Origin of the sequence: Advenella mimigardefordensis DPN7, from assembly GCF_000521505.1 — a bacterium.
In the GTDB taxonomy this organism is placed as follows: Bacteria; Pseudomonadota; Gammaproteobacteria; order Burkholderiales; family Burkholderiaceae_B; genus Advenella; species Advenella mimigardefordensis.
Genome location: NZ_CP003915.1, coordinates 2059703 through 2081903 on the forward strand (window position 1 = coordinate 2059703; position 22201 = coordinate 2081903).

At 50.0% G+C, this 22201-nt stretch carries 24 protein-coding genes and 1 tRNA gene; 12 read left to right on the forward strand and 13 right to left on the reverse strand.

Going from position 1 to position 22201, the window contains the following annotated elements; translation table 11 throughout:
- Positions 1–130 precede the first annotated feature (130 nt).
- Together MIM_RS09510 and MIM_RS09515 are read left to right on the forward strand one after the other, a co-directional pair.
- Positions 131–207 (forward strand) — tRNA-Ile (locus tag MIM_RS09510).
- A gap of 558 nt (positions 208–765) precedes the next feature.
- A complete protein-coding gene (locus MIM_RS09515) occupies positions 766–1314 on the forward strand; it encodes a hypothetical protein (RefSeq protein ID WP_187329595.1) in 549 nt (182 codons plus the stop codon).
- Positions 1315–2768: 1454 nt separating this feature from the next.
- Here MIM_RS09515 and MIM_RS22870 read toward each other — a convergent pair.
- From MIM_RS22870 to MIM_RS22090, 3 genes are all read right to left on the reverse strand, one after another.
- On the reverse strand, positions 2769–3023 hold the full coding sequence (locus tag MIM_RS22870; RefSeq protein ID WP_144084620.1) for a hypothetical protein: 255 nt from the start codon (positions 3021–3023) through the stop codon (positions 2769–2771).
- A 391-nt stretch (positions 3024–3414) separates the two neighbouring features.
- Positions 3415–3579, reverse strand: coding sequence for a hypothetical protein (locus MIM_RS23195; RefSeq protein ID WP_158318719.1), 165 nt, complete (start codon positions 3577–3579; stop codon positions 3415–3417).
- Between the two features lie 79 nt (positions 3580–3658).
- The gene (locus MIM_RS22090) at positions 3659–4057 is read right to left on the reverse strand and encodes a hypothetical protein (protein ID WP_025372521.1); all 399 of its coding nucleotides are present in this window, start codon (positions 4055–4057) and stop codon (positions 3659–3661) included.
- Between the two features lie 213 nt (positions 4058–4270).
- Between MIM_RS22090 and MIM_RS23660 the strand changes: the two genes are divergently transcribed.
- The gene (locus MIM_RS23660) at positions 4271–4636 is read left to right on the forward strand and encodes a GFA family protein (RefSeq protein ID WP_084458956.1); all 366 of its coding nucleotides are present in this window, start codon (positions 4271–4273) and stop codon (positions 4634–4636) included.
- 112 nt (positions 4637–4748) lie between these two features.
- On the forward strand, positions 4749–5153 hold the full coding sequence (locus MIM_RS09525) for a GFA family protein (RefSeq protein ID WP_025372522.1): 405 nt from the start codon (positions 4749–4751) through the stop codon (positions 5151–5153).
- A gap of 86 nt (positions 5154–5239) precedes the next feature.
- Here MIM_RS09525 and MIM_RS09530 read toward each other — a convergent pair whose 3' ends face one another.
- The gene (locus MIM_RS09530) at positions 5240–5665 is read right to left on the reverse strand and encodes a GNAT family N-acetyltransferase (protein WP_025372523.1); all 426 of its coding nucleotides are present in this window, start codon (positions 5663–5665) and stop codon (positions 5240–5242) included.
- Positions 5666–5920: 255 nt separating this feature from the next.
- Between MIM_RS09530 and MIM_RS09535 the strand changes: the two genes are divergently transcribed.
- Positions 5921–6502 carry a hypothetical protein gene (locus MIM_RS09535; protein ID WP_144084621.1) on the forward strand — a complete coding sequence of 194 codons (582 nt, stop codon included), beginning with the start codon at positions 5921–5923 and terminating at the stop codon, positions 6500–6502.
- Here the strand turns inward: MIM_RS09535 and MIM_RS22875 are convergent.
- Entirely contained in the window at positions 6468–6656 is a 189-nt protein-coding gene (locus tag MIM_RS22875; RefSeq protein ID WP_144084622.1) for a hypothetical protein, read from the reverse strand. The genes MIM_RS09535 and MIM_RS22875 overlap by 35 nt on opposite strands.
- Before the next feature lie 307 nt (positions 6657–6963).
- On the opposite strand from MIM_RS22875, the gene MIM_RS22500 reads away from it, so the two are divergent.
- Complete coding sequence (locus tag MIM_RS22500) at positions 6964–7215, forward strand: hypothetical protein (RefSeq protein WP_084458957.1); 252 nt, start codon at positions 6964–6966, stop codon at positions 7213–7215.
- Positions 7216–7707: 492 nt separating this feature from the next.
- Complete coding sequence (locus MIM_RS09545) at positions 7708–7860, forward strand: putative hemolysin (RefSeq protein ID WP_245592867.1); 153 nt, start codon at positions 7708–7710, stop codon at positions 7858–7860.
- Between the two features lie 98 nt (positions 7861–7958).
- Here the strand turns inward: MIM_RS09545 and MIM_RS09550 are convergent, their stop codons facing one another.
- Together MIM_RS09550 and MIM_RS09555 are read right to left on the reverse strand one after the other, a co-directional pair.
- Positions 7959–8177: a YdcH family protein gene (locus tag MIM_RS09550; protein WP_025372527.1), complete on the reverse strand. Its 219-nt coding sequence runs from the start codon at positions 8175–8177 to the stop codon at positions 7959–7961.
- A gap of 123 nt (positions 8178–8300) precedes the next feature.
- Entirely contained in the window at positions 8301–9416 is a 1116-nt protein-coding gene (locus tag MIM_RS09555) for an AI-2E family transporter (protein WP_042070173.1), read from the reverse strand.
- A gap of 111 nt (positions 9417–9527) precedes the next feature.
- On the opposite strand from MIM_RS09555, the gene MIM_RS09560 reads away from it, so the two are divergent.
- Positions 9528–10121 carry a transglycosylase SLT domain-containing protein gene (locus MIM_RS09560; RefSeq protein WP_025372529.1) on the forward strand — a complete coding sequence of 198 codons (594 nt, stop codon included), beginning with the start codon at positions 9528–9530 and terminating at the stop codon, positions 10119–10121.
- 115 nt (positions 10122–10236) lie between these two features.
- Here the strand turns inward: MIM_RS09560 and MIM_RS09565 are convergent, their stop codons facing one another.
- The 3 genes from MIM_RS09565 to MIM_RS09575 all read right to left on the reverse strand — a co-directional run bounded on the left by MIM_RS09565 (position 10237) and on the right by MIM_RS09575 (position 13512).
- On the reverse strand, positions 10237–11433 hold the full coding sequence (locus tag MIM_RS09565) for a benzoate/H(+) symporter BenE family transporter (RefSeq protein WP_025372530.1): 1197 nt from the start codon (positions 11431–11433) through the stop codon (positions 10237–10239).
- A gap of 20 nt (positions 11434–11453) precedes the next feature.
- On the reverse strand, positions 11454–12176 hold the full coding sequence (gene lexA / locus MIM_RS09570; RefSeq protein WP_025372531.1) for a transcriptional repressor LexA: 723 nt from the start codon (positions 12174–12176) through the stop codon (positions 11454–11456).
- 136 nt (positions 12177–12312) lie between these two features.
- On the reverse strand, positions 12313–13512 hold the full coding sequence (locus MIM_RS09575) for an amino acid aminotransferase (protein ID WP_025372532.1): 1200 nt from the start codon (positions 13510–13512) through the stop codon (positions 12313–12315).
- Positions 13513–13613: 101 nt separating this feature from the next.
- Between MIM_RS09575 and uvrB the strand changes: the two genes are divergently transcribed.
- Both uvrB and MIM_RS09585 read left to right on the forward strand, forming a co-directional pair.
- On the forward strand, positions 13614–15635 hold the full coding sequence (gene uvrB / locus MIM_RS09580) for an excinuclease ABC subunit UvrB (RefSeq protein WP_025372533.1): 2022 nt from the start codon (positions 13614–13616) through the stop codon (positions 15633–15635).
- Positions 15636–15800: 165 nt separating this feature from the next.
- The gene (locus MIM_RS09585) at positions 15801–16310 is read left to right on the forward strand and encodes a hypothetical protein (RefSeq protein WP_025372534.1); all 510 of its coding nucleotides are present in this window, start codon (positions 15801–15803) and stop codon (positions 16308–16310) included.
- Between the two features lie 49 nt (positions 16311–16359).
- Here MIM_RS09585 and MIM_RS09590 read toward each other — a convergent pair whose 3' ends face one another.
- Complete coding sequence (locus MIM_RS09590) at positions 16360–17265, reverse strand: recombination-associated protein RdgC (RefSeq protein WP_025372535.1); 906 nt, start codon at positions 17263–17265, stop codon at positions 16360–16362.
- 738 nt (positions 17266–18003) lie between these two features.
- Between MIM_RS09590 and recA the strand changes: the two genes are divergently transcribed.
- On the forward strand, positions 18004–19083 hold the full coding sequence (gene recA / locus MIM_RS09595) for a recombinase RecA (protein WP_025372536.1): 1080 nt from the start codon (positions 18004–18006) through the stop codon (positions 19081–19083).
- Positions 19076–19555, forward strand: coding sequence for a recombination regulator RecX (recX, locus tag MIM_RS09600; RefSeq protein WP_025372537.1), 480 nt, complete (start codon positions 19076–19078; stop codon positions 19553–19555). The genes recA and recX overlap by 8 nt, the downstream gene beginning before the upstream one ends.
- A gap of 134 nt (positions 19556–19689) precedes the next feature.
- Here the strand turns inward: recX and cfa are convergent, their stop codons facing one another.
- The gene (gene cfa / locus MIM_RS09605) at positions 19690–20823 is read right to left on the reverse strand and encodes a cyclopropane fatty acyl phospholipid synthase (protein WP_025372538.1); all 1134 of its coding nucleotides are present in this window, start codon (positions 20821–20823) and stop codon (positions 19690–19692) included.
- Between the two features lie 189 nt (positions 20824–21012).
- A complete protein-coding gene (locus tag MIM_RS09610) occupies positions 21013–21933 on the reverse strand; it encodes a LysR family transcriptional regulator (RefSeq protein WP_025372539.1) in 921 nt (306 codons plus the stop codon).
- Between the last annotated feature and the right edge of the window lie 268 nt (positions 21934–22201).

The following is a 22201-nucleotide window of genomic DNA, read 5'->3' on the forward strand; positions in this document are numbered from 1 at the left end:
TATTTTGAAAATATCATGCCTGCGCGGGGTGGGTTTAAGAAATGGTGAATAGTTAAAAGCCAGAAATTGGCCGCAATTGTCAGGTGTTTTATGCACAAGGTAGTCTGACAGGCGGCCAAAATAATGGATACCCCCTGTAGCTCAGTTGGTTAGAGCAGAGGACTCATAATCCTTTGGTCACTGGTTCGAGTCCAGTCGGGGGGACCAAAAAATACCTTATTTATCAGTACGTTATAGCCGCTTACTTAAGCGGCTATTTCTTTTTCTTTCTCATGAGTAAGCAGCATGTAAGCGTTCTGGGCGCTGCGGCTAGGGCTTGCCGGTGTTTTTACGCCACGGTTTGCACCGCCAATTCCTGTAAAAAACGAGTGTGTCAAGTTTCTTGATCGTAATATCTGGTTTCTTTAGCATACTAATGTCACAATATCGTTATTCTTAGTGCTGGCCCACCGCTCCAAAATGGAATTACAGAGTTTTCAAGCCTCGGGCCGATAGCGCTATCGACGAACCAGCAATTACTTTAGGACGTTTACAGTGGGTGATAAATCGGACGCACAAATAGACTACTGTAAACAATGCAGAAGTGAGATTCCTCGTGCAGCAAGTCTTTGCCCAATATGCAAGTCGTATCAAAATTGGCGCAGCATAATTCCTTTTTCCAATACAGCACTCGCTCTCCTTACAGCGTTTGTGTCTGTAATTGGGGTTGCTGTTCCGACCGTCTATAAAGTTTTCCATAAGCCTCGCTCAGAAGCAATGTTAACTATGCCGTCCGTAGATGGCACAACTCTTAGGATTGTGGCAATTAATCGTGGGGATGCATCGGCCTCTCTTATAAAAGCGTGGGTGGACAGCGAATATCTGGCGGCTGCTACGAAAGTGCAGCTTCGAAATGATTCAGATGCCATTATTCACCCCGGTAGTCAGTTAATTACTTTCGATATCGTCCCGCTTTTGGATGAGGACGATTCCTATCGCAGTTCGTTAGAAATGCTCAATTTCGTGATCCAAAATAAAGAGCCTCCACGAACAGAGATTCGCTTTCACATATTTCAGTCCGATGGGCGTTTTGTGGTACAAGGAATTTCTCTAGATGCAGAGCAACTTTTCTCCCTACTGCGCTCAAACGCAGATCGTTGCTCTGCGGTGACAGTAGTTAATTTTGAGAATGGCTGTATAGGGAGAGGCACGCCTCCAGAGGAGCGATTCCCGACAGAATCGGACTCTATACCTCAGGGATTGGTTGACGATCTCGAAAAACGCATAAATCGACAGCAGGAGGCTGCGGCAATAAATGCGTCACAAGATGGGTAGCCGTTCTGAGTGCTTTGCTTACATGTCAAGTACATATTTAGTATTGGAAAGAGCAATTCCCTTGAATTCATGTGGTTAGCATTGAAGACGAACTAATTTGATGTCACCCGTTCAGGATAAGGAGGTTCTGATGGCACAAGACAATCCGTATGAAATGGTTGAGGTTGAGAGTTACGTACCTAAGTCGACTTCTGGCTTGCGCGGCAAAGTGCATATCAGACCGGTGCCAGGTGGTAATTATTCCACCGACCTACGTGTCGAATGTTCGAAAAAGTTATCTACCGATTATCCAATTGGCACGAGATTTATAATTCGCGCCACTCTGACAGATAGAGAGGACGGGGGTGAGTATTTATACAGCAATTACAGATGGCCAGTTAAGGTGCTACCCTAGTCCTTTGGCTGGAGTCAATGCACTGGTACTGGCCCTGTGGTGATCGTGGCCCGTGCAGCCCGCTGTCGCCCCATAGCCATACATACGACAACGCCCCGGCATGTTATTGCGGGGCGTTGAAGGCTGGGTCACAAAAAGGAGTAAAGCTATAAGTTCTTTGCCCTAGCTGCATCCGATGTATTTAACGTGGGTCGGTGTGCTTGACCGGAATGAATTGTAGTATCGGCGCGACTGGTTAAGTGTCATTCAATACTGACAAATTCCGGTAATTTACATTGGCGCATTGCAGAAATGCTATTAATGTAGACGTTGCTTGAGCCCTCTGTACCGGAGGTTGCAGAAGCTCCATCATGCTCCGATGCTTTATGGCCTATACGAGCGGCTAACGACATATTACTTTCCAATGATCGTTTTGATAGGATAGGCCAAAGTGTCTTTCTATTTTTGATTTCTTATAAGGAATTAAGATAAACAGTTTTAGTTATACATGATCTATTAGCACTTTATCGACTTCTTTTCGCTAACAAAATAAACAAGATCATGAGTATTGCAGCAACACCATATCCGATGTATGAATAAGGTGACGGCAAAAATAACGCTACAGCGAATGTAAGTGATGCCAAAGCAAAAAGAGCATTTAACGTGTACTCTACAAGAAATTGACGAATTGCTTTCCAAATATCCATCATGGTTCCTATTGGTGCTCCTCATAATATTGCATGGTTAACTGGAGAATTGCGTAGAAATACTGTGCATCTTGTTCATTAATGACACCACATTTTTCGGCAGTTTCTATTATGACTCGCATATCTTCTGTATCAAGATCGAACCCATCATTTGACCCTGTGAGCATTGCATTTACAAGCTGATAGATGCTTATTGTAGCTCAGGGTCCGGACGGAAGATGAGTAGACATACGAATCCAAGCACCCCAGGTAGCAGCGACAAGATTTACTGGAAACTGTGCAATACCAACTGCTTTCTTTTTTCCACCAAGCAGTTTATTTCCGTATTTCTCACCCCTAACCGCATAGGAAACAAATACTCCTCCAAGCCATCGTTATGCAAAGCCAAGGCCAGCATCTCCGACGCCTTGACGAATACTGGCTCCCCACTGAATCCAATTTTTTTCTATTGCTGGATGCTGAGCGGCACAAGGAAGAACTTGCTCATACTTTTCATTACCGCCATAAACAAGGCTAAGTGTTAATGTAACTAGTTTATATATCCGCTCTTTACTTTCATACGCACTGGATATCACAGAATATACTCGATCGCCATGTTCAATCATATTCTTTTGTGCAGTAGATCCCAAGAGGCCTTTCCTTGCCGAAAGTAGAGAACGTCGGTCCACCAGTCTTGCCCGTAACGCGCAAAAAACGCTTTATCTGCAACATCTATCCAGTCTACAAATGAATCTATAACACTTGTTGGCTTGCGTTGTGCTGCCGTTCAATACAACGGGGGGCATGATCATCCAACCCGCTGCTCAACGCACCACATAAAATTCGACAGTAAAAAATACGTTATCAGGGTCTGAGACCGGTGTTGCACAGCAACTCAGTATCAAATATTATTCGATTGCCGATGGCGGCAATAACGGGGTCAGGATTCGATTGCCGTTGACACTGTTTAATGGGTGCCAGCACCAAGGGATCGGCTATACCAGCTTTTTCCCCGTTGGAGTAGGCACAGGGCTTGGCTGGCTAGTTTGAGCGCCGATAAACGTGCACTTCTCGCACGCTGACAACGGTGATTTCGTCGGGTGTACATTTTTCGGATTTAATCGCTTTTTTCATCGCTTCACCACCACTTTTTGCCATGACACGGATTGTGCGACCATTGGCTATCTTTAACGTATATTCGTTCATTTTATTAAACTCAGAGTTACTTCGGGTTGTAGTTGGGTTTGGTCCGCATGGCTGCGGATTTTATTGTCGAGGGAGAGGGTCATTTCAACAGACTCGGAAATACTTGAGATATTTCCTCCCGGGTCAGCGATATCCGATCGACTGGTAAGCCGTCGCCTGAGCGAAATTTTTCTCTAATTAACTCAAAGAATTCCTGCGCAGACAGCGACGGCCTATCAAACTGCTCGCCTCCGGGTAAGAGAAATATTTTGCCAAATTCGCCCTTGCAAAAACTGTCCCATGTTTCTCGCTTGTTCATGAGTCGGAAACCCGCGGGCATGCCGTCCTTTTCAAACGCTGCAATGCGATCGGCAATTTCCTGTGGCGTAGGTGTCTGTCCTAGCGGGAAATGGATAGTCACTTCGTCATTACGTTCGCCATCGGTTATTTTTACAACCAGGCTGATTGAGCCAGGGAATGCGATTTTGATGCCGCTCATTATTCTACTCCTGCATGGGAGATTGCTCATGCAATCAGGATTCTGCATTTCAATTTCGTTTGCGTCACAACAACATAAACTATTTCACGCATTTTTGCGCAGCCTTTGGCGCTGCTAGTAGATTCTGAGCCCCAGCATGGTTAACTCATTTCAATATTTGCACTGTTAGAATTTAGATTGATGAGTACAACCTAATTCCTTATTGGAACGACCATGAAATATATAGGCGCATGTCATTGCAATGCAGTTAAATTTGCTTTCAATGCAGATATTAAGGAAGTGGTTAGCTGTGATTGTTCCTTGTGTTCTAAGCGAGCCGCGCTGATGCTGTCTGTCGAAAAGGAAAAATTTGAGATTGTTGAGGGACATGATGTGCTATCGGAATATCGCTGGAATACCGGGATAGCTCAACATTTTTTCTGCGGGAAGTGTGGGATTTATGTTTTTCATCAGCGCAGAAGTGACCCCTCAATGCACAGTGTCAATGCCAATTGTGTAGATGGATTGGACATATCCAGTTTGCCGGTACGACAGGTGAATGGAAAAAGCAGATCCACGGATCAACAATTTTCGAGTTGAGTTTGTCGTGCCTCTGCATTCAACGTTGTTGTGTCATATTGTAGAACCACCCGATTTAATGCATAGCAGCACCGTTTGAAGGTATGGGTAAACTTGAACCAGGAGACAGGATATGACCAAACTATTCGGGAGTTGCCTGTGTGGCGGCGTGCGCTTTCAGATTAACGGCGCGCTAACCGGTGCGCTCAATTGCCATTGCACAATGTGTAGGAAGGCTCATGGCGCCGCGTTCAGAAGCAGGGCGAGGGTAGAGGCAAGTGATTTTGAATTCATATCTGGCGAGGACATGATCAAATTTTATCAATCTTCGCCTGGCACGCATCGGGGATTTTGCGGTACTTGCGGCTCACCCATATTCAGCCGTTTTGATGACGATAAATCCTGCTATGGTTTGCCGCTAGGGGTGTTGGATTCAGATCCAGGTGTGAGGCCTGAACTGCATGTTTTTGTTGGTGATAAAGCGCCGTGGCACGAGATAACTGATTCTTTACCACAGTGCCTTGAAGGTACGAAATAGAGGCCAACCAAGCGAGCAAGGCCCTGTTTAGGATATCTGGCAAACGAAGGGCAAAAAATGGCCAGGCACAGCGGGCGGCATGAATTCTATAATGGCTTGCTTAAAAATATTCTGCTGGTGCCTGGTGGATTGCATGGGACTTCCCCAAACCTGCTCCACCCGTGTTTCTCATAAAACTCCGGAGCCTGAAAACTAATCGTATATAAAACGGCGGACATACAGCCCCTGGCACGTCCTTCGTTTTCGAATATTTCAAGCAAGGCTGACCCCACTCCATTATTTCGTAACGCCATTGGTAAATAGACAAGTTCAATAAACAACAGACCTAACGATGAGCGACCGAGCATTCCGCCAATTACTTTTCCCGTTTTCAGGTCCTTGATGACAACGGCGAGTGGCTTTCGATCACTGTATTTCGTTATTTCATCGTTGTACGCATTAAGGCCGTCGCCGATCACACTATTCATCTCGTCAGTGATTTCATCTGTGATTTCGATTGCATGCTCCATCATAAATACTCGCTCCGTGATCGATTACGAAATAGTATGGATTTTATTGTATAAAAAAAGCGGCGCCGGTTGCTTAGGTGAATCCCATAAAATCAAGCGATGGCCATAAGATATTTATTTTTCCCGACTCTTAAGCCAGTGCTATTATCTCGTTGCATTCAATGCAATAAGATGCACATCAATCTGTGAGTTATATAAAACGGTTGTAATACCCCTTTGTTATACTGGGCGGTCACGTTCAAAAGGGGTATTGCACTTATGATGTCCAGTGATTTATTAAAAGTGTGTTTAGCGGGTTGTTTATTCCTGCCAATTATTTCGAATGCACAACCCAGAAGCCTTGAAAACTATAAGAGTCTAAGTCAGGGCATAAAAGAAAATCCGATCATGGGTTACGTTCTTCCTGTATTCGAAGATTTCCGAATCAACGAGCTACATAGTGATCCGAAATCCGGATCGCTCAGAGTCCGGTATAACACCAAGCAGAAAAATCGTATTTCAAGTGTGAGTGCAAAAAAAACACCTCGCAATATTGAAAAGGCCAGGGTGTCTGGTGCGCTTGCAGAAGCAATTGATAAGGCATTACCAACCGATAACGCCGGTCCGCGAACTACGCGCAGTTTTACGACTGCCAAAGGTGTGGATGTGAATTGCATCGGCGTCGTTTTGGATGACAAAAAAATATCGAATTCGATATGTTATGCCATGTTTGATAACTATTACATTCAGGCCAATATGGTGTGGGCCTTAGACGGCGAAAATAAAGAGCAGGCGTTTTCCCGTTCTGATGGATTTGTGAAGGCGGTCATTGATCGATTTGATGAATATCCGGAAATTTAGTGCCAAGAGGACGAGCTCGTACGTCTTCGCGGTAAAACTCCCCCAGATTTTCTTCGGTGGAATGGAAGGTATCAGGATCGTCCATTGCCGCCTTTGTGATCGCTGCATCTTCCGCATCAGTAGGCAGGATGGTTCCGGGTTTAAGCTTGACCATATTCTCTTACCTTGCGCTGGTTGGCTTTTCTTAAGCTGATCAGATGCCGAGGCTCACCTCGTTGCGTGTAAATGATTACGTGTAACCGGTTTCTGATATTACCGATGCGAGTGATTGTACCGACATTTGATGCCAGTCCGATATGAATTGACCCCGAAATTATGTGCTAACTTCCATGAGATTTTCATCGCTACACGTGTGAATCCGAGGCTGGCCACTCGTTCGCGTTACTATTACCGATCAGTGGAAACAATTAAACTGCTCGTTCTAATAGGGAGATTGCGTGTCGGGTTTTGAGTGGTTAGTTATGCTTATTCCTGCTACTGCGATTGCCGTGGTGGTCTTTGTACTGCTGCGAGATCGCAAGCACCAAAGCAAACGCAAGGGTCGTGGGTCATCGGACGGAGGATACTTTATCGCGGGTGCTGATTCGGCGAGCGTTTCACATGCCGGAGGGAGTAACTGTAGTATTTCGGATTCAGGGGGAGATTGCGGCGGTGGAGACAGCGGTGGCGGTGATAGCGGTGGTGGTGATAGCGGTGGTGGGGGATCGGATTAGACGAGCGGGTCAACCGGCAACGCCAAACCTCGTCATTAAGCCGTGGCCGGTGTCCACTGGCGGCAGCGCGTTCTGAGCTAATACTGTGCGGCCCGGCACCGCAGTGCAGGCGATGTGAGCCAACCTGCAGCATAGCCAAAACTTGAAAAATTGACCTTTGTTAATTTGACCGCCTTAAGCAGCTGGTGTTAATTTGAAGGTGTGCGTAGTTCCTGCTCAAGGGAACCCGCTGCGCACCGCCCCGTTAATGTCCTTTTCGGGGCGTTTTGTTTTTGCTGAGGCCTCTGGTCACCCGGTATAGTCATTTGTTTGAAAATATGCCTATTGCTGGTATGCTGGATTCCAGTGTTGCTTGCCTTCGCCGTGGCGTTTGCCCAAAATTGGTGTAACGTATAGCCAAACCCAATCTATTCGAAATCTGATATGAAACTACTATTTGTACTGATGATTCCCATCTTATTTTTGACAGCGTGTGCTCAACAGTCGGTTGGCATGGCGAATCCGGCATCCGTGTATTGCACGGAAAAGGGCGGGACCATAGTCATCAAGGATACGGACAAAGGCCAGATTGGTATATGCAAGCTGCTCGATGGGAGTGAAATAGAGGAGTGGGAACTCTATCGTCGGGACCATAAGCAGCAGTGAAGTGGTGGCTGCTTCGTAGCAGTAATACGGCCAACTGCTTCGTTATTGATCGTCCTCGTGCAGAACGGAGCATTGCGCTCCGTTCCTGATACTGGCGGTCAGGTTGCCGCTCTTTCCTTTAGCATGCTGTAGAGCTGATCTTTGAGCTGCAGTTTTTCCTTTTTCTTCTTCTCGATTTCAATATGCTTCTCATTGAAATCCTGGGTTTCCAGGGTTTGCAGCTCCTGGTCCAAATCATTATGTTTCTTGAAAAGACGCTTGAAATTGGCGTCTTCTTCTTTGAGTCGGGATATTAAATCACGATATTCAGGGAACATGCCGACGACCTCCGTCTGTAGTGGATAGGAAAATCTATTATACAGACAAAGAATGCCGCGTCCAGAGTTTCAGACGCGGCATTTATTTTCTAATAAAAACAGTATGTTATAAATTAAGTCCTGCTATTTTGCTGGCGGAGGCGGGCGGCGATGGGCGACCGGCGCCGTCCTGTTTTTATCATTCAGATTGACCGCCGCAGGGAACAAATCCCAGATGGCGATGAACATGGCGGCAATGAGCGGGCCGATCACAAAGCCAGTCAGGCCAAACAGCGATAGACCGCCAAGCGTAGAAATGAGCACCAGATAATCGGGCATTTTCGTGTCCTTGCCCACCAGCAAGGGACGAAGAATATTATCCGACAGGCCAATGACCAAAAAGCCGAACAGAACCAGAATGGTACCGTTCCACAACTGGCCCGTAATCAGAAAGTAGACCGCGACGGGCAGCCACACAATGGCGGCGCCCACGGCCGGCAGCAGGGACAGAAAACCCATCACGACGCCCCACAGCAACGCGCCCTGAATACCCAGAATCCAGAATATCAGGCCGCCGAGCATGCCTTGTACCGCAGCGATAACGACATTGCCTTTGACGGTTGCTCGCACTACCGTATTGAATTTCTGGAAGAGAAACTGTTTATGGTCGTCGGTCAGCGGAATCAGGTTTTTGAGACGGTGTGTGAGTGCTGGTCCATCCTTGAGCAGGAAAAACAGCAAATACAGCATAATGCAGAATTCGACCAGGAATGAAAAGAAGTTTTGGCCGATATCGAGCGCCTGCGTGGCCAGATACTTACTACCCTGCATCATGCTGGCCGAAATTTTGGCGTAAAGCGAAGATAGGTTGTAAATCTCAAACTGGGCCAGAAAATCGCGGACCGATGCCGGCAAAGCCTCTGACACCTGCCTGATATATTCAGCCATATTGAACTGGCCGGATTCAATGCGCTGATACAGCAATATCGATTCGTTGATCAGCGAGATGGAAATCAGAATCAGCGGAATGATGGCGATCAGCAGGCAAATGATGAGCGTGATAATCGATACCGTGGTATTTCTGCCCGGCATGCGTTGAAGTATCCACAGTTGTAGCGGACGAAATAGCACTGCCAGGACGATCGCCCAGAAGATGGCGCCGTAAAAGGGTACGAGCAGTTTCAGGAAAGCGAGTGAGACCGCAATCAGAATGATAATAAAGGTATTGAAGTAAATGCTGGAGCGGTTCAGATAGGCCATAATGGTGTACAACTCTGAATTGAGATGATGCCCATTCTAGATGATTTTTTTCCAATTCAAGAACTTATTCTTTACAATATTTGCAAATATCCGATGAAGGTAATGACCCCCATGCTGCAATTGAGATCCGTATTTACCATCGGCATGCTGGCCGGCGCTGTCACGCTGGCAGGCTGTTCTACAGCACCACCTAAAAATGCAGAAGATCTGTGCGCAATATTTCAGGAAAAACCGGAGTGGCACACGGCTGCGCTGGATATGCAGAATAAATGGGGCGTGCCCATTCCGGTACCTTTTGCCATGATGTATCAGGAGTCGTCGTATCGCTATGATGCCAAGCCTCCCAAAAACTATCTGCTCTGGTTCATTCCGTGGGGACGGGTGAGTTCTGCTTATGGTTACGCCCAGGCCAAGGACGAGGTCTGGAGTGATTACGAACGTGATACCGGCAAAAGTGGCAGTCGCGATGATTTTGCTGATGCATTGGACTTCATGGGCTGGTATATGTCCAAGGCACAGGTGCTTAACGGGACGTCCAAATGGGATGCCTATGGTCAGTATCTGAACTATCACGAAGGCTGGAGCGGCTATCGTAACAAAAGCTACCAGGCTAAGGCCTGGCTGATGCGCACCGCCGATATCGTCAAGGAACGGGCGGCGCGCTATACAGCTCAGTATAACCAGTGTCGTGCCCAATTAATGTGAGGCAAAGGGCATTAAAAAAGGGCCATTAAAATAGCGGCTTATTCAGCAGGGTACGAATATGAACAAACACGTACCTGCCCGTCGCATATAAGCGAGTTTTATACCGTATGTGCCGTCAGGCCGTTTTTTGCGGACTACGCTTCCACACCAGAATCGCATACGCGGCCACGCCGGCAATCAGGCCCCAGAATGCGGATCCGACGCCAAAGAATGAGACACCAGATGCGGTCATTAGAAACGTGATCACGCCGGCTTCGCGTTCTGTTTCTTTGGCCATGGCCCCAGCCAGTCCGGCCGAGAGGGCGCCCAGCAGAGCCAGGCCAGCCAGTGAGGCCACAAAGGTTTCCGGTATTGCAATAAACAGCGTGGTTACCACGGTCGCAAATAAGCCGAAAAAGATATAGAAAGCGCCGCAGACAATGCCGGCGACATAACGCCGTTGTGGATCGGGGTGGCATTCCGGGCCGGTACATATTGCGGCTGTGATGGCGGCCAGGGTGGTGCCATGCAGGCCGAAAGGGGCAAACAGTATTGTTGAAATACCCGTTGTGGTAATGAGTGGTGAGATGGGCGTATGGTGATAACCGCTGGATTGAAGAACCGCAACACCCGGTGCGTATTGGGAGGCAAGGGCCACAAAGGCCAGCGGAATCCCAACGCCAACAAACGCCGGTATGGACAGCCCAGGCACCGTAAACTCCGGAATCACCAGACTGAAGCTGAGCACCTGCGTATTGAGCTGCCCCAGCATGATACAAACCACAATGCCGGTAAGCAATGCCGCCAGCACCGCATAGCGCGGTATGGCGCGCTTCACAATCAGGTACGCCAGAACGATAGGCAGCACCAGGGCCGGCGCCTGTTGCAGCGAAACAAACAGGTGCGCGCCGAATGCAAACAGGATACCGGCCAGCATACCGGAAACGATACTGCGAGGTACGTGCTGCATCAGGCGGGAGAACAGGCCGCTGACGCCCAGTAACACAACCAGTAGCGCAGCAAATATGTACGCACCAATAATATCGTTGTAGGAATAGTGAGGCAGGGCGTCGATCAGCAGCGCTGCACCACCGGTAGAGAAAGCGCAGACAATAGGGGTGCGGTAGCGGATACTCAGCCAGAGGCCACAAACGCCACTGGTGATGGACATGGCCCAGATCCAGCTTGTGAGCTGCATCTGGGTAAGTCCACCAACTTTAGCTGCCTGAATAATAATGGCTACCGGTCCTGTGAGGGAAACCAGGACTGTGATGAGTCCTGCTATGGTCGCCGATGTGGAAAAGTCTTTTTTGAAATGCTGCCAGGCATCCATAGCTACACCGAAAAGGAGAATCAGTGCAGATTATGCGGCCTGATCAGGCCGACTGCAATCCCTTCGATAGCAAAATCATTTTCATCGGAGACGATAATGGGAGAGAACTCGTCGTTTTCCGGCAGCAGTTCGACAATACGACCGCGACGGTTAAAGCGCTTGACGGTCACTTCATCATCGATACGCGCAACCACGATCTGGCCATTGCGAGCATCGGGTGAGCGTTTGACAGCCAGCAAATCGCCGTCCATGATGCCGATGTTCTGCATACTTTGTCCTTTGACCGTGAGCAGGTAATCGGGCTGCTGTTCAAAGAGTGAAGGGTCTATGGACAGTTCTCGATGGATGTGTTCTGTCGCCAGGATGGGGCTGCCGGCAGCCACCTTACCTACCACGGGCAATAACAACTGACGCAGACCATCGGCCAGGGACACGCCAATATTGCCAGCGGCTTTGCCTGATGTGGAGCGGCCTGGTGTGGGGCTGCCAGATGAGCCGGACGGAGAGCCTGTTGCCGCTGTGTCGGCGTCTTCAACCAGACGAATACCGCGCGAGGCACCCGCCGTAAGCGTGATGGCGCCTTTTCGGGCGAGTGCCCGCAAATGATCTTCCGCAGCATTGGGCGATTTGAATCCCAGGGCGGCGGCAATCTCTGCGCGCGTGGGGGGAAAGCCGGTGCGCTCCACAGCGGCTTTGATCAGATTCAAAATTTCCTGCTGGCGCGCGGTAAGTTTCAGGCTCATGTTTCCCCGTAATCAAAGAGACAAATAAAAAATGGACTGTATGTATATACAGTCCATATTCTGACGCATTCACGGACGGATGGCAAGCGTTTTCAGTGAGAAACTGCCTGCAGGCCGCGGATTTGGTGGTTACCGATTACAGAACGGCGGCGATCGCCTTTACCACGCTGTCGATATTGCGGCTATTGAGCGCAGCAACGCAGATTCGTCCGCTGTTGACGGCGTAGATGCCGTGCTCTGTGCGCAGCCGCTCTACCTGCTCTTTGGTCAGGCCTGAGTAGGAGAACATACCACGCTGGGCCATAACGAAATTGAAGTCCTGTTTGACACCGGCAGCATTCAGCTTGTCTGTAAGCTGCTTGCGCATCTCGCGAATACGGTCACGCATTTGCGCCAGTTCGCTTTCCCACTGGGCGAATAGTTCTGGTGTATTCAGGATTTGCGCTACCACCATACCACCATGGGTAGGTGGGTTGGAATAGTTGGTGCGGATAACCCGCTTGATCTGGCTCAGCACACGGGACGCTTCGTCTGTGCTGCTTGTTACAACAGTAAGCGCCCCCACACGCTCGCCATACAGCGAGAATGATTTGGAGAACGAGGAGCTGATGAACATGGACATGCCAAGATCGGCGAACAGACGTACAACGGCGGCGTCTTCCTGCAGGCCAGCGCCAAATCCCTGATAGGCGATGTCCAGGAACGGTACCAGATTGCGTTCTTTCACCAAGGTAGCGATTTGTTGCCATTGTTCCGGGCTGGGATCCACTCCGGTTGGGTTGTGGCAGCATGCGTGCAGCACGATGATGGAGCCTTCAGGCATGGCTTTGACTGATGCGGCGAAGCCGTCAAAATTCAGGCCGTGGGTAGCGGCGTCATAGTAGCTATAGGTTTCTACCTTGAAGCCGGCGCGTTCGAACAGCGCACGGTGGTTTTCCCAGCTTGGGTCGCTGATGTAAACAGTTGAGTCTGGTTGCAACTGTTTGAGGAAGTCGGCGCCGATTTTCAGCGCGCCTGTACCGCCCAGTGCCTGGAAAGTGAGGGCACGACCCTGGGTGATCACATCTGAGTCTTTGCCAAAAAGCAGTTCCTGCGCACCCTTGTTGTAATTGCCGATGCCTTCAATGGGCAGATAGCCACGGGCAGCGTGCGCTTCTACGCGCTGCCTTTCGGCTTCCTGCACTGCCTTCAGCAGAGGGATCTTGCCATTATCATCGTAGTAGACGCCAACGCCCAGATTTACCTTGGTATCACGGGTATCGGCATTGTACTGTTCATTCAGACCCAGAATCGGATCACGGGGGGCGAGCTCGACGGCATTGAAAAGAGTGGTCATCGTTATAAGAAAAGGTAAGGTTGCAGGGAAGGACAAATAAAGTGGATAATGGAAGATTGTACGCCTAAATCAGTGCTAATTTAACCCTGGATGCACAATCTATGAGCGAAGCCGGATTTATCGAATTTGCAGACAGCCCGTTTCAGCTATACCAGCCCTATCCGCCAGCCGGCGATCAGCCCGCCGCGATTGAAGCCTTAACGCAAGGCGTTGATGATGGTTTGATGTATCAGACGCTACTTGGCGTTACAGGATCGGGCAAAACCTACACCATGGCCAACGTGATCGCACGCCTGGGGCGCCCGGCGCTGGTGCTGGCCCCCAACAAAACACTGGCCGCTCAGCTGTATTCAGAGTTTCGGGAATTTTTTCCGCGCAATGCCGTGGAATACTTCGTGTCTTACTACGATTACTATCAGCCCGAGGCCTATGTGCCCACGCGTGATCTGTTCATTGAAAAAGATTCGTCCATTAATGAACATATAGAACAGATGCGTCTGTCGGCAACCAAAAGCCTGCTGGAACGGCGCGATACCATTATTGTGGGTACGGTTTCCTGTATTTACGGTATTGGTAATCCCGGAGATTACCACGCTATGGTGCTTGTGCTTCGCACGGGTGATCACACGCCGCGTCAGGAAATCCTGGCGCGCCTGGTGTCTATGCAGTATGAGCGCAATGATGTTGATTTCTCGCGGGGTACCTTCCGGGTGCGTGGCGAAGTGATTGATATCTTCCCGGCCGAGAGTGCCGAACTGGCGGTCAGGCTAAGCCTGTTTGATGACGAGCTGGAGAGTATTGACCTGTTCGATCCGCTAACCGGCAAAATCCGCCAGCGCGTCCCCCGGTTCACCGTCTATCCGAGTTCGCATTATGTGACGCCGCGCGATACGGTGTTGCGGGCGATTGAAACCATCAAGGAAGAGCTGCGCGATCGCACCAAATTTTTTGTAGATAATAATCAACTGGTTGAGGCGCAGCGCATCGAACAACGCACCCGGTTTGATATTGAAATGCTCCAGGAGCTGGGTTTTTGCAAGGGAATCGAGAACTATTCCCGCCATCTGTCCGGCGCGGCACCGGGCGAGCCACCGCCAACGCTTATCGATTATCTGCCGCAGGATGCCCTTATGTTCTTTGATGAGAGTCACTGGATGATGGGCCAGTTGCGCGCCATGTATCGCGGTGACCGGTCCCGCAAGGAAACGCTGGTGCAGTTTGGTTTTCGTCTGCCGTCTGCGATGGACAACCGGCCACTGAAGATGGAAGAGTTCGAGCAGCGAGTCCGGCAGAGCATTTTTGTGTCGGCCACGCCTTCAGACTATGAAAATGAGCATTCCGACAACGTGGTGCGCCAGGTGGTACGACCTACCGGCCTGGTTGACCCCATGGTTGAGGTACGGCCGGCGCTCACTCAGGTGGACGACCTGCTGGGTGAGGCCAAGTTGCGTATCGCCATTGGCGAGCGGGTGCTGGTTACCACGCTGACCAAGCGCATGGCAGAGGATCTGACCGATTATCTGACCGAAAGCGGCCTGAAAGTACGCTATCTGCATTCGGATATTGATACGGTCGAGCGGGTGGAAATTATCCGCGACTTGCGCCTGGGGCAATTCGACATTCTGGTGGGCATCAATCTGCTGCGTGAGGGTCTGGATATTCCCGAGGTCTCTTTGGTGGCGATTCTGGATGCAGATAAGGAAGGTTTTCTGCGTTCCGAACGCAGTCTGATCCAGACGATTGGCCGCGCGGCCCGAAATCTGAATGGTAAAGCCATTCTGTATGCGGATCGTATTACCGACTCCATGCATCGCGCCATGGAAGAGACCGAAAAGCGCCGTAATCTGCAGATGGCGTTTAATGCCGAGCACGGGATTGTGCCGCAGGGCGTGCGCAAGTCGGTCCGCGAAATGATTGATGGCGTTATTCAGGATGCACCCGAGGCAAGCACTGCCGAAGAGATCCGTCTTGAATCGCTGCTGGTGGATGAAAAGGCGCTAGCCAAAGAGATTCGCCGGCTGGAAAAGCAGATGCAGGATCATGCCCGCAATCTGGAATTCGAACAAGCCGCAGCGGCCCGCGATCAATTGACTCGACTCAAGGAAAGGGTGCTCTTGCGCTGATGTGGCCCGCCCGGGGCGGGTGCTCAGGTACCCTCAGGCACCCTCAGGCACCTTTAGTCGGGAATGACCATTCAATAATTCATTACGGCGAGTCTGCGGTTTAAGCTGCTTATAAATCAGGTTATGATACAGTCCGTTTTTCAATAAAGTTCGATCTGACAAAAAATGCGTGTGAACTCTTTCAGTAAACAATTCATTGCGCTCATTGCCCTGGTAACGGTGCTGAGCGTCATTATTGTCGGATATATCGAGCGGCAGGTCGTCGAGACCGTAGAGCAGCCGGTTCCCGCCAAGGAAGAGGCCGAACAAAAACACAATGAAGCGCTCATTAATTCGCTTACGAATATGACGCAGAGCGTTCGTTTTCCCACGAACGAGCATGCCATGATGTACACCGGCTATATTCTCGGGGCAGGGTATTCTTCCTATCAGTTTCGTGCGTTCAAGGACCAGAAACTGAAAGTCAATTTGAAGGGAGACGCATCCATCGATTTGGCGCTCTTCGGCCAGGAGGCCTATTCGTTACAGCGCGATACCGAATATGTGATTCCGGCTGAAGGCTTGTACGAACTGCGGGTTCTGTTCAAGACGGATATGGAGTCGCGCCAGGAACAGGCGGCCATTGCCCATAAGGCGACGCCAGTTCCGTATACCATTACCATTAATCTGGAGTAAGGGCGGGGCGGCGCTGCCGGCCCCTTTTTAAACAGCTGCTTTTCTGCTTTTATTTGGCAGTCTGTTTTTCACCACCCAGTGCTTCAACCAGCGCACCCAGCAATCCTGCCAGTTCGGCAGTCATCAGCGTCATATCTGCATCAAAGCGTTCTTCTTCGTCCATGGCCGACATATCCTGATTTTCCTTCAGGATGTCCAGCGGAGCGATACGTTTGATGATGAGGTTGTCGCTCAAGACAAATGAAATACGATCTGACCAGGTAAGCGCCAGCTTGGTACATTGCTTGCCCGACTGGATATGCTTCTGTACGTCTTCCTTTTCAGGGCTTTGGCGAACGTAACGAATGGTCGCCTTGTTTTCTGCAGAAGATTGCAATTCCGTATCCTGATCGATTGAGAACATCGCGGGCGCTTCGTCGGCAAGAAGCCATTCGGTCATGGCAGCAGCGGGGGATTGTTCGGTGTACAGGCTTTTAAGCGGCAGTGGATCAATCACTTTGGCCAGGGCACCAATCACTTCGTCTGCTTTGGTTGCCGAGGCGGCGTCAATTACCAGCCAGTGGTTCTGGGTATCAATCCATACCTTGGTGTCGCGGAATATGCTGAACGCTTTGGGCAGCAGGGTGTCGGTGACTTCTTCCTTGATTTCCCGCATTTGCTTGCGGCCGGGCTTGTAGCCCTGCTGCTCTTCGATTTCCTGTGCGCGGGCGCGGGTAAACTGATTGATGACCGTGGCGGGCAGCAGTTTTTTTTCAATGCGTAGCGATAACAGGTACTGGCCGCTAAGCGCGTGGGCAAGCATCCCGTCTTCCCGGGCAGGCACCCACCCCATGCTGTTCATATCCGATTTATTGCCAGGAACGAAAGCGGCTTTTGCCAGCTTGTCTTCAAGCTCTTCCTGCGTGGGTTTCCAGTCGGCAGCCAGCCGGTAAACGCTCAGATTCTTAAACCACATACTTTTACGCCAAAAGCGTTTATTGTACCGGCTATCGTCATCGCAAATGAGTCGGGCGACGCTTTGTCGCCGAAAACGTTGTCCTGTTCAGTCCGATGGATCGGGTGCTGGAGCGCGGAATGCACAAGCCAAAAAAAACCTGCCCGGGGGCAGGTTAATACGGGTTTCAGCGCTATATAAAACTTACGGGGTATAGCGCTGACAATGCTGACGAAACTTCAAAAGGGGATTGAAACTTGTCGTCTCGCCATCATTACAACGCAAATATAATGCGGAAGCTCTGACAATGTCCTGAATTGAATTGGTATAGAACGAACAGTACATAAAAAAGTACAGATAATGGTATTATACTGGCTAAATATACAGTATAATTTAATGCGATAATATTCGGTATATCGCAATAGATAGTGAACAGCTATATTGAGCAGCAGTTTTGAACAGCAGTATTGAACAGCTATATTTTAGATAGCCAACAGCTTTTTTTAGACGGCGAACAGTTATGTTTTATATAGATAGCGAACAGCTATAGTTTATAAAACGGTTTATAAAACGGTTTATTTATCGGGTGAATAAGAGCGGCAGGGCCTGTGCAGAAATACGGCGCTAGGCACTAATGTGGCAGTTAAGTCGTACTTATATGGCACTTATCGCCCCTTTCGGTATTCACGTCTTTATTCATAAGCAGTTTATCTATATATTGCGATATCCGGTTTCTCTATTCAGTCACAAGGACCCTCCATGGACGACAAGCAATCCAAAGCCGCACGCGCCGACCGCGCCAAGGCACTCAGCGCAGCACTCTCTCAAATCGAAAAGCAGTTTGGTAAAGGCTCCGTTATGCGCTACGGCGATAACGAAGTGTCGCACGACATCCAGGTGGTTTCTACTGGTTCTCTCGGGCTCGATATTGCGCTGGGTGTAGGTGGATTGCCACGTGGTCGTGTTGTGGAAATCTACGGCCCCGAATCATCCGGTAAAACCACACTTACCCTTCAGGTTATTGCCGAAATGCAGAAAATCGGCGGCACTTGCGCGTTTATCGATGCCGAGCATGCGCTCGATGTGCAGTATGCGTCCAAACTGGGCGTTAATCTGTCCGATTTGCTTATTTCCCAGCCGGATACCGGTGAGCAGGCATTGGAAATTACCGATGCGCTGGTGCGCTCCGGGTCTGTCGACCTGATCGTGGTCGACTCGGTAGCGGCGCTGGTGCCCCGTGCGGAAATCGAAGGCGATATGGGCGACAGCCTGCCCGGCTTGCAGGCGCGTCTTATGAGTCAGGCCTTGCGTAAGCTCACGGCTTCCATCAAGCGTACCAATTGCATGGTTATCTTCATTAACCAGATCCGAATGAAAATCGGCGTCATGTTCGGTAGCCCTGAAACCACAACAGGCGGTAATGCACTTAAATTCTACGCTTCAGTTCGCCTGGATATCCGTCGTATCGGCTCTATCAAAAAGGGCGACGAGGTTGTGGGTAACGAAACGCGTGTCAAAGTGGTCAAAAACAAGGTCGCGCCACCGTTCAAGCAGGCAGAGTTCGACATCATGTATGGCGCTGGCATTTCTCGCGAAGGCGAAATTATCGATTTGGGTGTGCAGGCTGGTGTGGTCGATAAGGCGGGTGCCTGGTACAGCTACAGCGGTACGCGCATTGGTCAGGGTAAAGACAATGTTCGCGAGTACCTGAAAGAGAACAAGGAAACGGCTGTGGAAATTGAAAACCGGGTTCGTGAGAATATGGGTATTATCGCCCGGGCTCAGGAATTTACGGCAGATCCCGAAGATATTGCTCAGGCTACGGAAGCGGATGAGTGATTTTTCCCAAGGGCAGGGCAGGCGCGGCCAGGGCCGTAGTCTGCTGGCCCGTGGCATTTCATATCTGTCCAGGCGCGAGCATTCGGAATACGAACTCAGAAAGAAACTCGCTCCGCATGCAGAAAGCCCGGAAGAGCTCGATGAGGTAATGCGTCGTCTGAAGAAAGAAAACTGGCAATCCGACAGTCGTTTTCTACAGGCGACGGCCAATGTTGCTGCACATAAATGGGGAGCAATGCGCATTGCCGCGAAATTACGGCAGCATCATCTTTCTGAAAGCGATGTGAATGCAACGCTGCAGAACCTGCAGCTTTCGGAATACGAACGCGCCAAAGCTGTCTGGGAAAAAAAATTCAAGGGGGTGGCGTATGCGTCCCCTCAGGAATATGCCAAACAAATGCGCTTTTTGCTCAGCCGCGGTTTCTCCCCGGATGTTGTCAGAAAGATCATCCGCGATCCGTCCGATGACTAGTTCGAACAAATATTGCAATCACATCCTGGTTATCATCTAAAGACAATGGCAGCATGCCTGCTGGAAGGGCGCGGCGAACTGTTCGAGCAACGTCGTATGGCGTTGCCTGTTTCTATTCTGTTGCGTACTGCTTTCTAGAGCTTGGGTCGACGATAAGTACCCGGCACGCCGTTGGGTGACAATACAAATTGCCAAAGCTGATTGTCTCGTGCCCGGAATGAGCCTGCGCAAATGAGTAAGTAGTATCTCCACATGCGATAGAAGCGCTCGGAATATTGCGATGCGTGCTTGTCCCAATGTTTTTCAAAATTGGCATGCCACGCCATGAGCGTTTTATCGTAGTCGGCGCCAAAGTTGTGCAGGTCTTCGATCAGAAACAATCCTTCGGTATGGTCAGCAACCTGGCCAATGACCGGAATTTCGCCATTCGGAAAAATATATTTGTGAATCCATGGGTCGGGATCGTGATCGCGAACCTTGCCGCCAATCGTGTGCATGAGGAATAGCCCATCGTCTTTCAGATTTTTGCGTGCCGCTTCAAAGTAGGTGCGGTAATTCTTGCGACCTACGTGCTCGAACATACCCAGGCTGACAATGCGATCATATTGTCCTGTCAGATCACGATAGTCCTGCAATACAAACTGCACAGGCAGGCCTTCGCACAGCTTTTGCCCGTATTCGGCCTGTTCTTTGGAAATCGTGATGCCGGTGCACTGAACGCCATAACGCTCGGCGGCAAAGCGCATAAAACTACCCCAGCCACATCCGATATCTAGAACGGTCATACCTGGCTTGAGTCCCATTTTCTGGCATACCAGATCGAGCTTGGCTTCCTGCGCCTCATCCAGTGTGCTGGCGTTATCCCAGTAGCCACATGTGTAGGTCATGCGCGCATCCAGCATATCCCGGAAAAACTCATTGCCCAGATCATAGTGTTTTTCACCAACCTCCCAGGCTTTGGCGCGGCTCTGGTTGTTTACAAAACGGGCACGTAGCACATGCCAGAGGGTGGATGCGGTTTTGACTTCGTCATCAATCCGGTGTCTGAGCAGGCGGGCGATCATTTCATCTATCTGGTCGCATTCCCATTGACCGTCCATATAACTTTCGCCAAGCCCCAGGCTTCCCTGGGCAAGAATGCGGTCCGCTGCCTTGATATCCTTAAAGCGAAGGTCCCAGGGTGCATCGCCGTTGATGGTGACACCCGCTGTTGCAGCAAGTTTGCTCAGATGATCCAAGGATGCTGAATGTTGACTGCCCACGGCCATTTCCCTCTGCTCCTGTCTTTTTGAGAGTTACACAGAAAGTATTGCAACACGCTGCAACATAGAAAAAATTGATGTTTTTGCGCATTGCAATATTTTTTCCCTAAAGGAAATATATCTCTTTGACGCTATGGTTTGCAACCCACAAGTACATTTGCGTATGCATTTAGCAACTATGTGCAGCCGGGCGCGTCAGGTGGCCATACGAATGCCTGCCAGATGCTTGAACGAGATTTCCCGGGCCAGCTCCAGAAAGGCCTGAATATACGGCGTCTCCCGGTCTTCACTGCGAATGGCTGCATACAGTGTGCACCAGATGCCGGGGGCTTCACCCAAGTGTACGATTTTGAGCCAGTCCTGAGCCTGATACTCGGTAAGCGCCCAGTTTGGCAAAGCGGCCACACCACGATTGCTATTGACCAGTTGAACAATCATCGGCGTCAGCTCCGATTTACGGATGGCGGCAGGTTCCACGCCGGCGGGATCCAGGAATGCCGTAAAAATATCCAGACGTTCTTCTTCTACCGGGTAGGTAATCAGGACCTGATTGCTCAAATCTGCCGGTTTGATAAAGCGCTTGCGAGCCAGTGGGTTGTCGGCAGCCACTGCCAGTACGAGTTCATATTTGAATAGGGGAACATACTCTACGGATTCATCCGGCACAGGGTCCGAGGTAATGACCAGGTCCAGATCTCCACGCATCAGGGCGGGGATGGGGGCGAACGAAAAGGCAGCGGACAGATCCAGTGAAATGTCCTGCCACTGCAGGCGAAATGCATCCAGGGTAGGCATCAGCCACTGGAAGCAGGAATGACATTCGATGGCCAGATACAGCCGGCCCGTGCTGCCAGATGCCAGTTTTTGCATCTCACGTTCGGCGCTGCGAATGCGCGGCAGGATGTCGTCGGCCAATGTCAGCAGGCGCAATGCGGCTGTGGTGAAACGGGCAGGGCGAGTACGACGATTCAGCAAATTAAGGTTCAGTCTGCCTTCCAGTTCGCGGATCTGGTGCGAGAGTGCAGATTGTGTCACTGACAGGCGTTCGGCGGCATCCTGCAGGTTTCCTGCTTCCCGGATTGCCGTGAGCGTTTCAAGATGTTTAATTTCTATCATGGTATTAGGTGCCTGCGTGAATTTTCTTCATTTATGCCGGCATGCTATCAGGAAAGTGCCAGTCCGCTCTCTTTTGCATCGGACAGAACAGTTATAAGCATATCGGGTAGTGAAATAACGTTAAAAATCAGATAACTATAATAAAACATGAATTTTACTAATATTATATCAATGAATTTGAGCTGACTTCATCTTCCCGGCGCGGCACAATTTACCCACTTATTTAATCAACGCTTATGCGAGACCGCTTTCACTTTTAGTCCGAAAT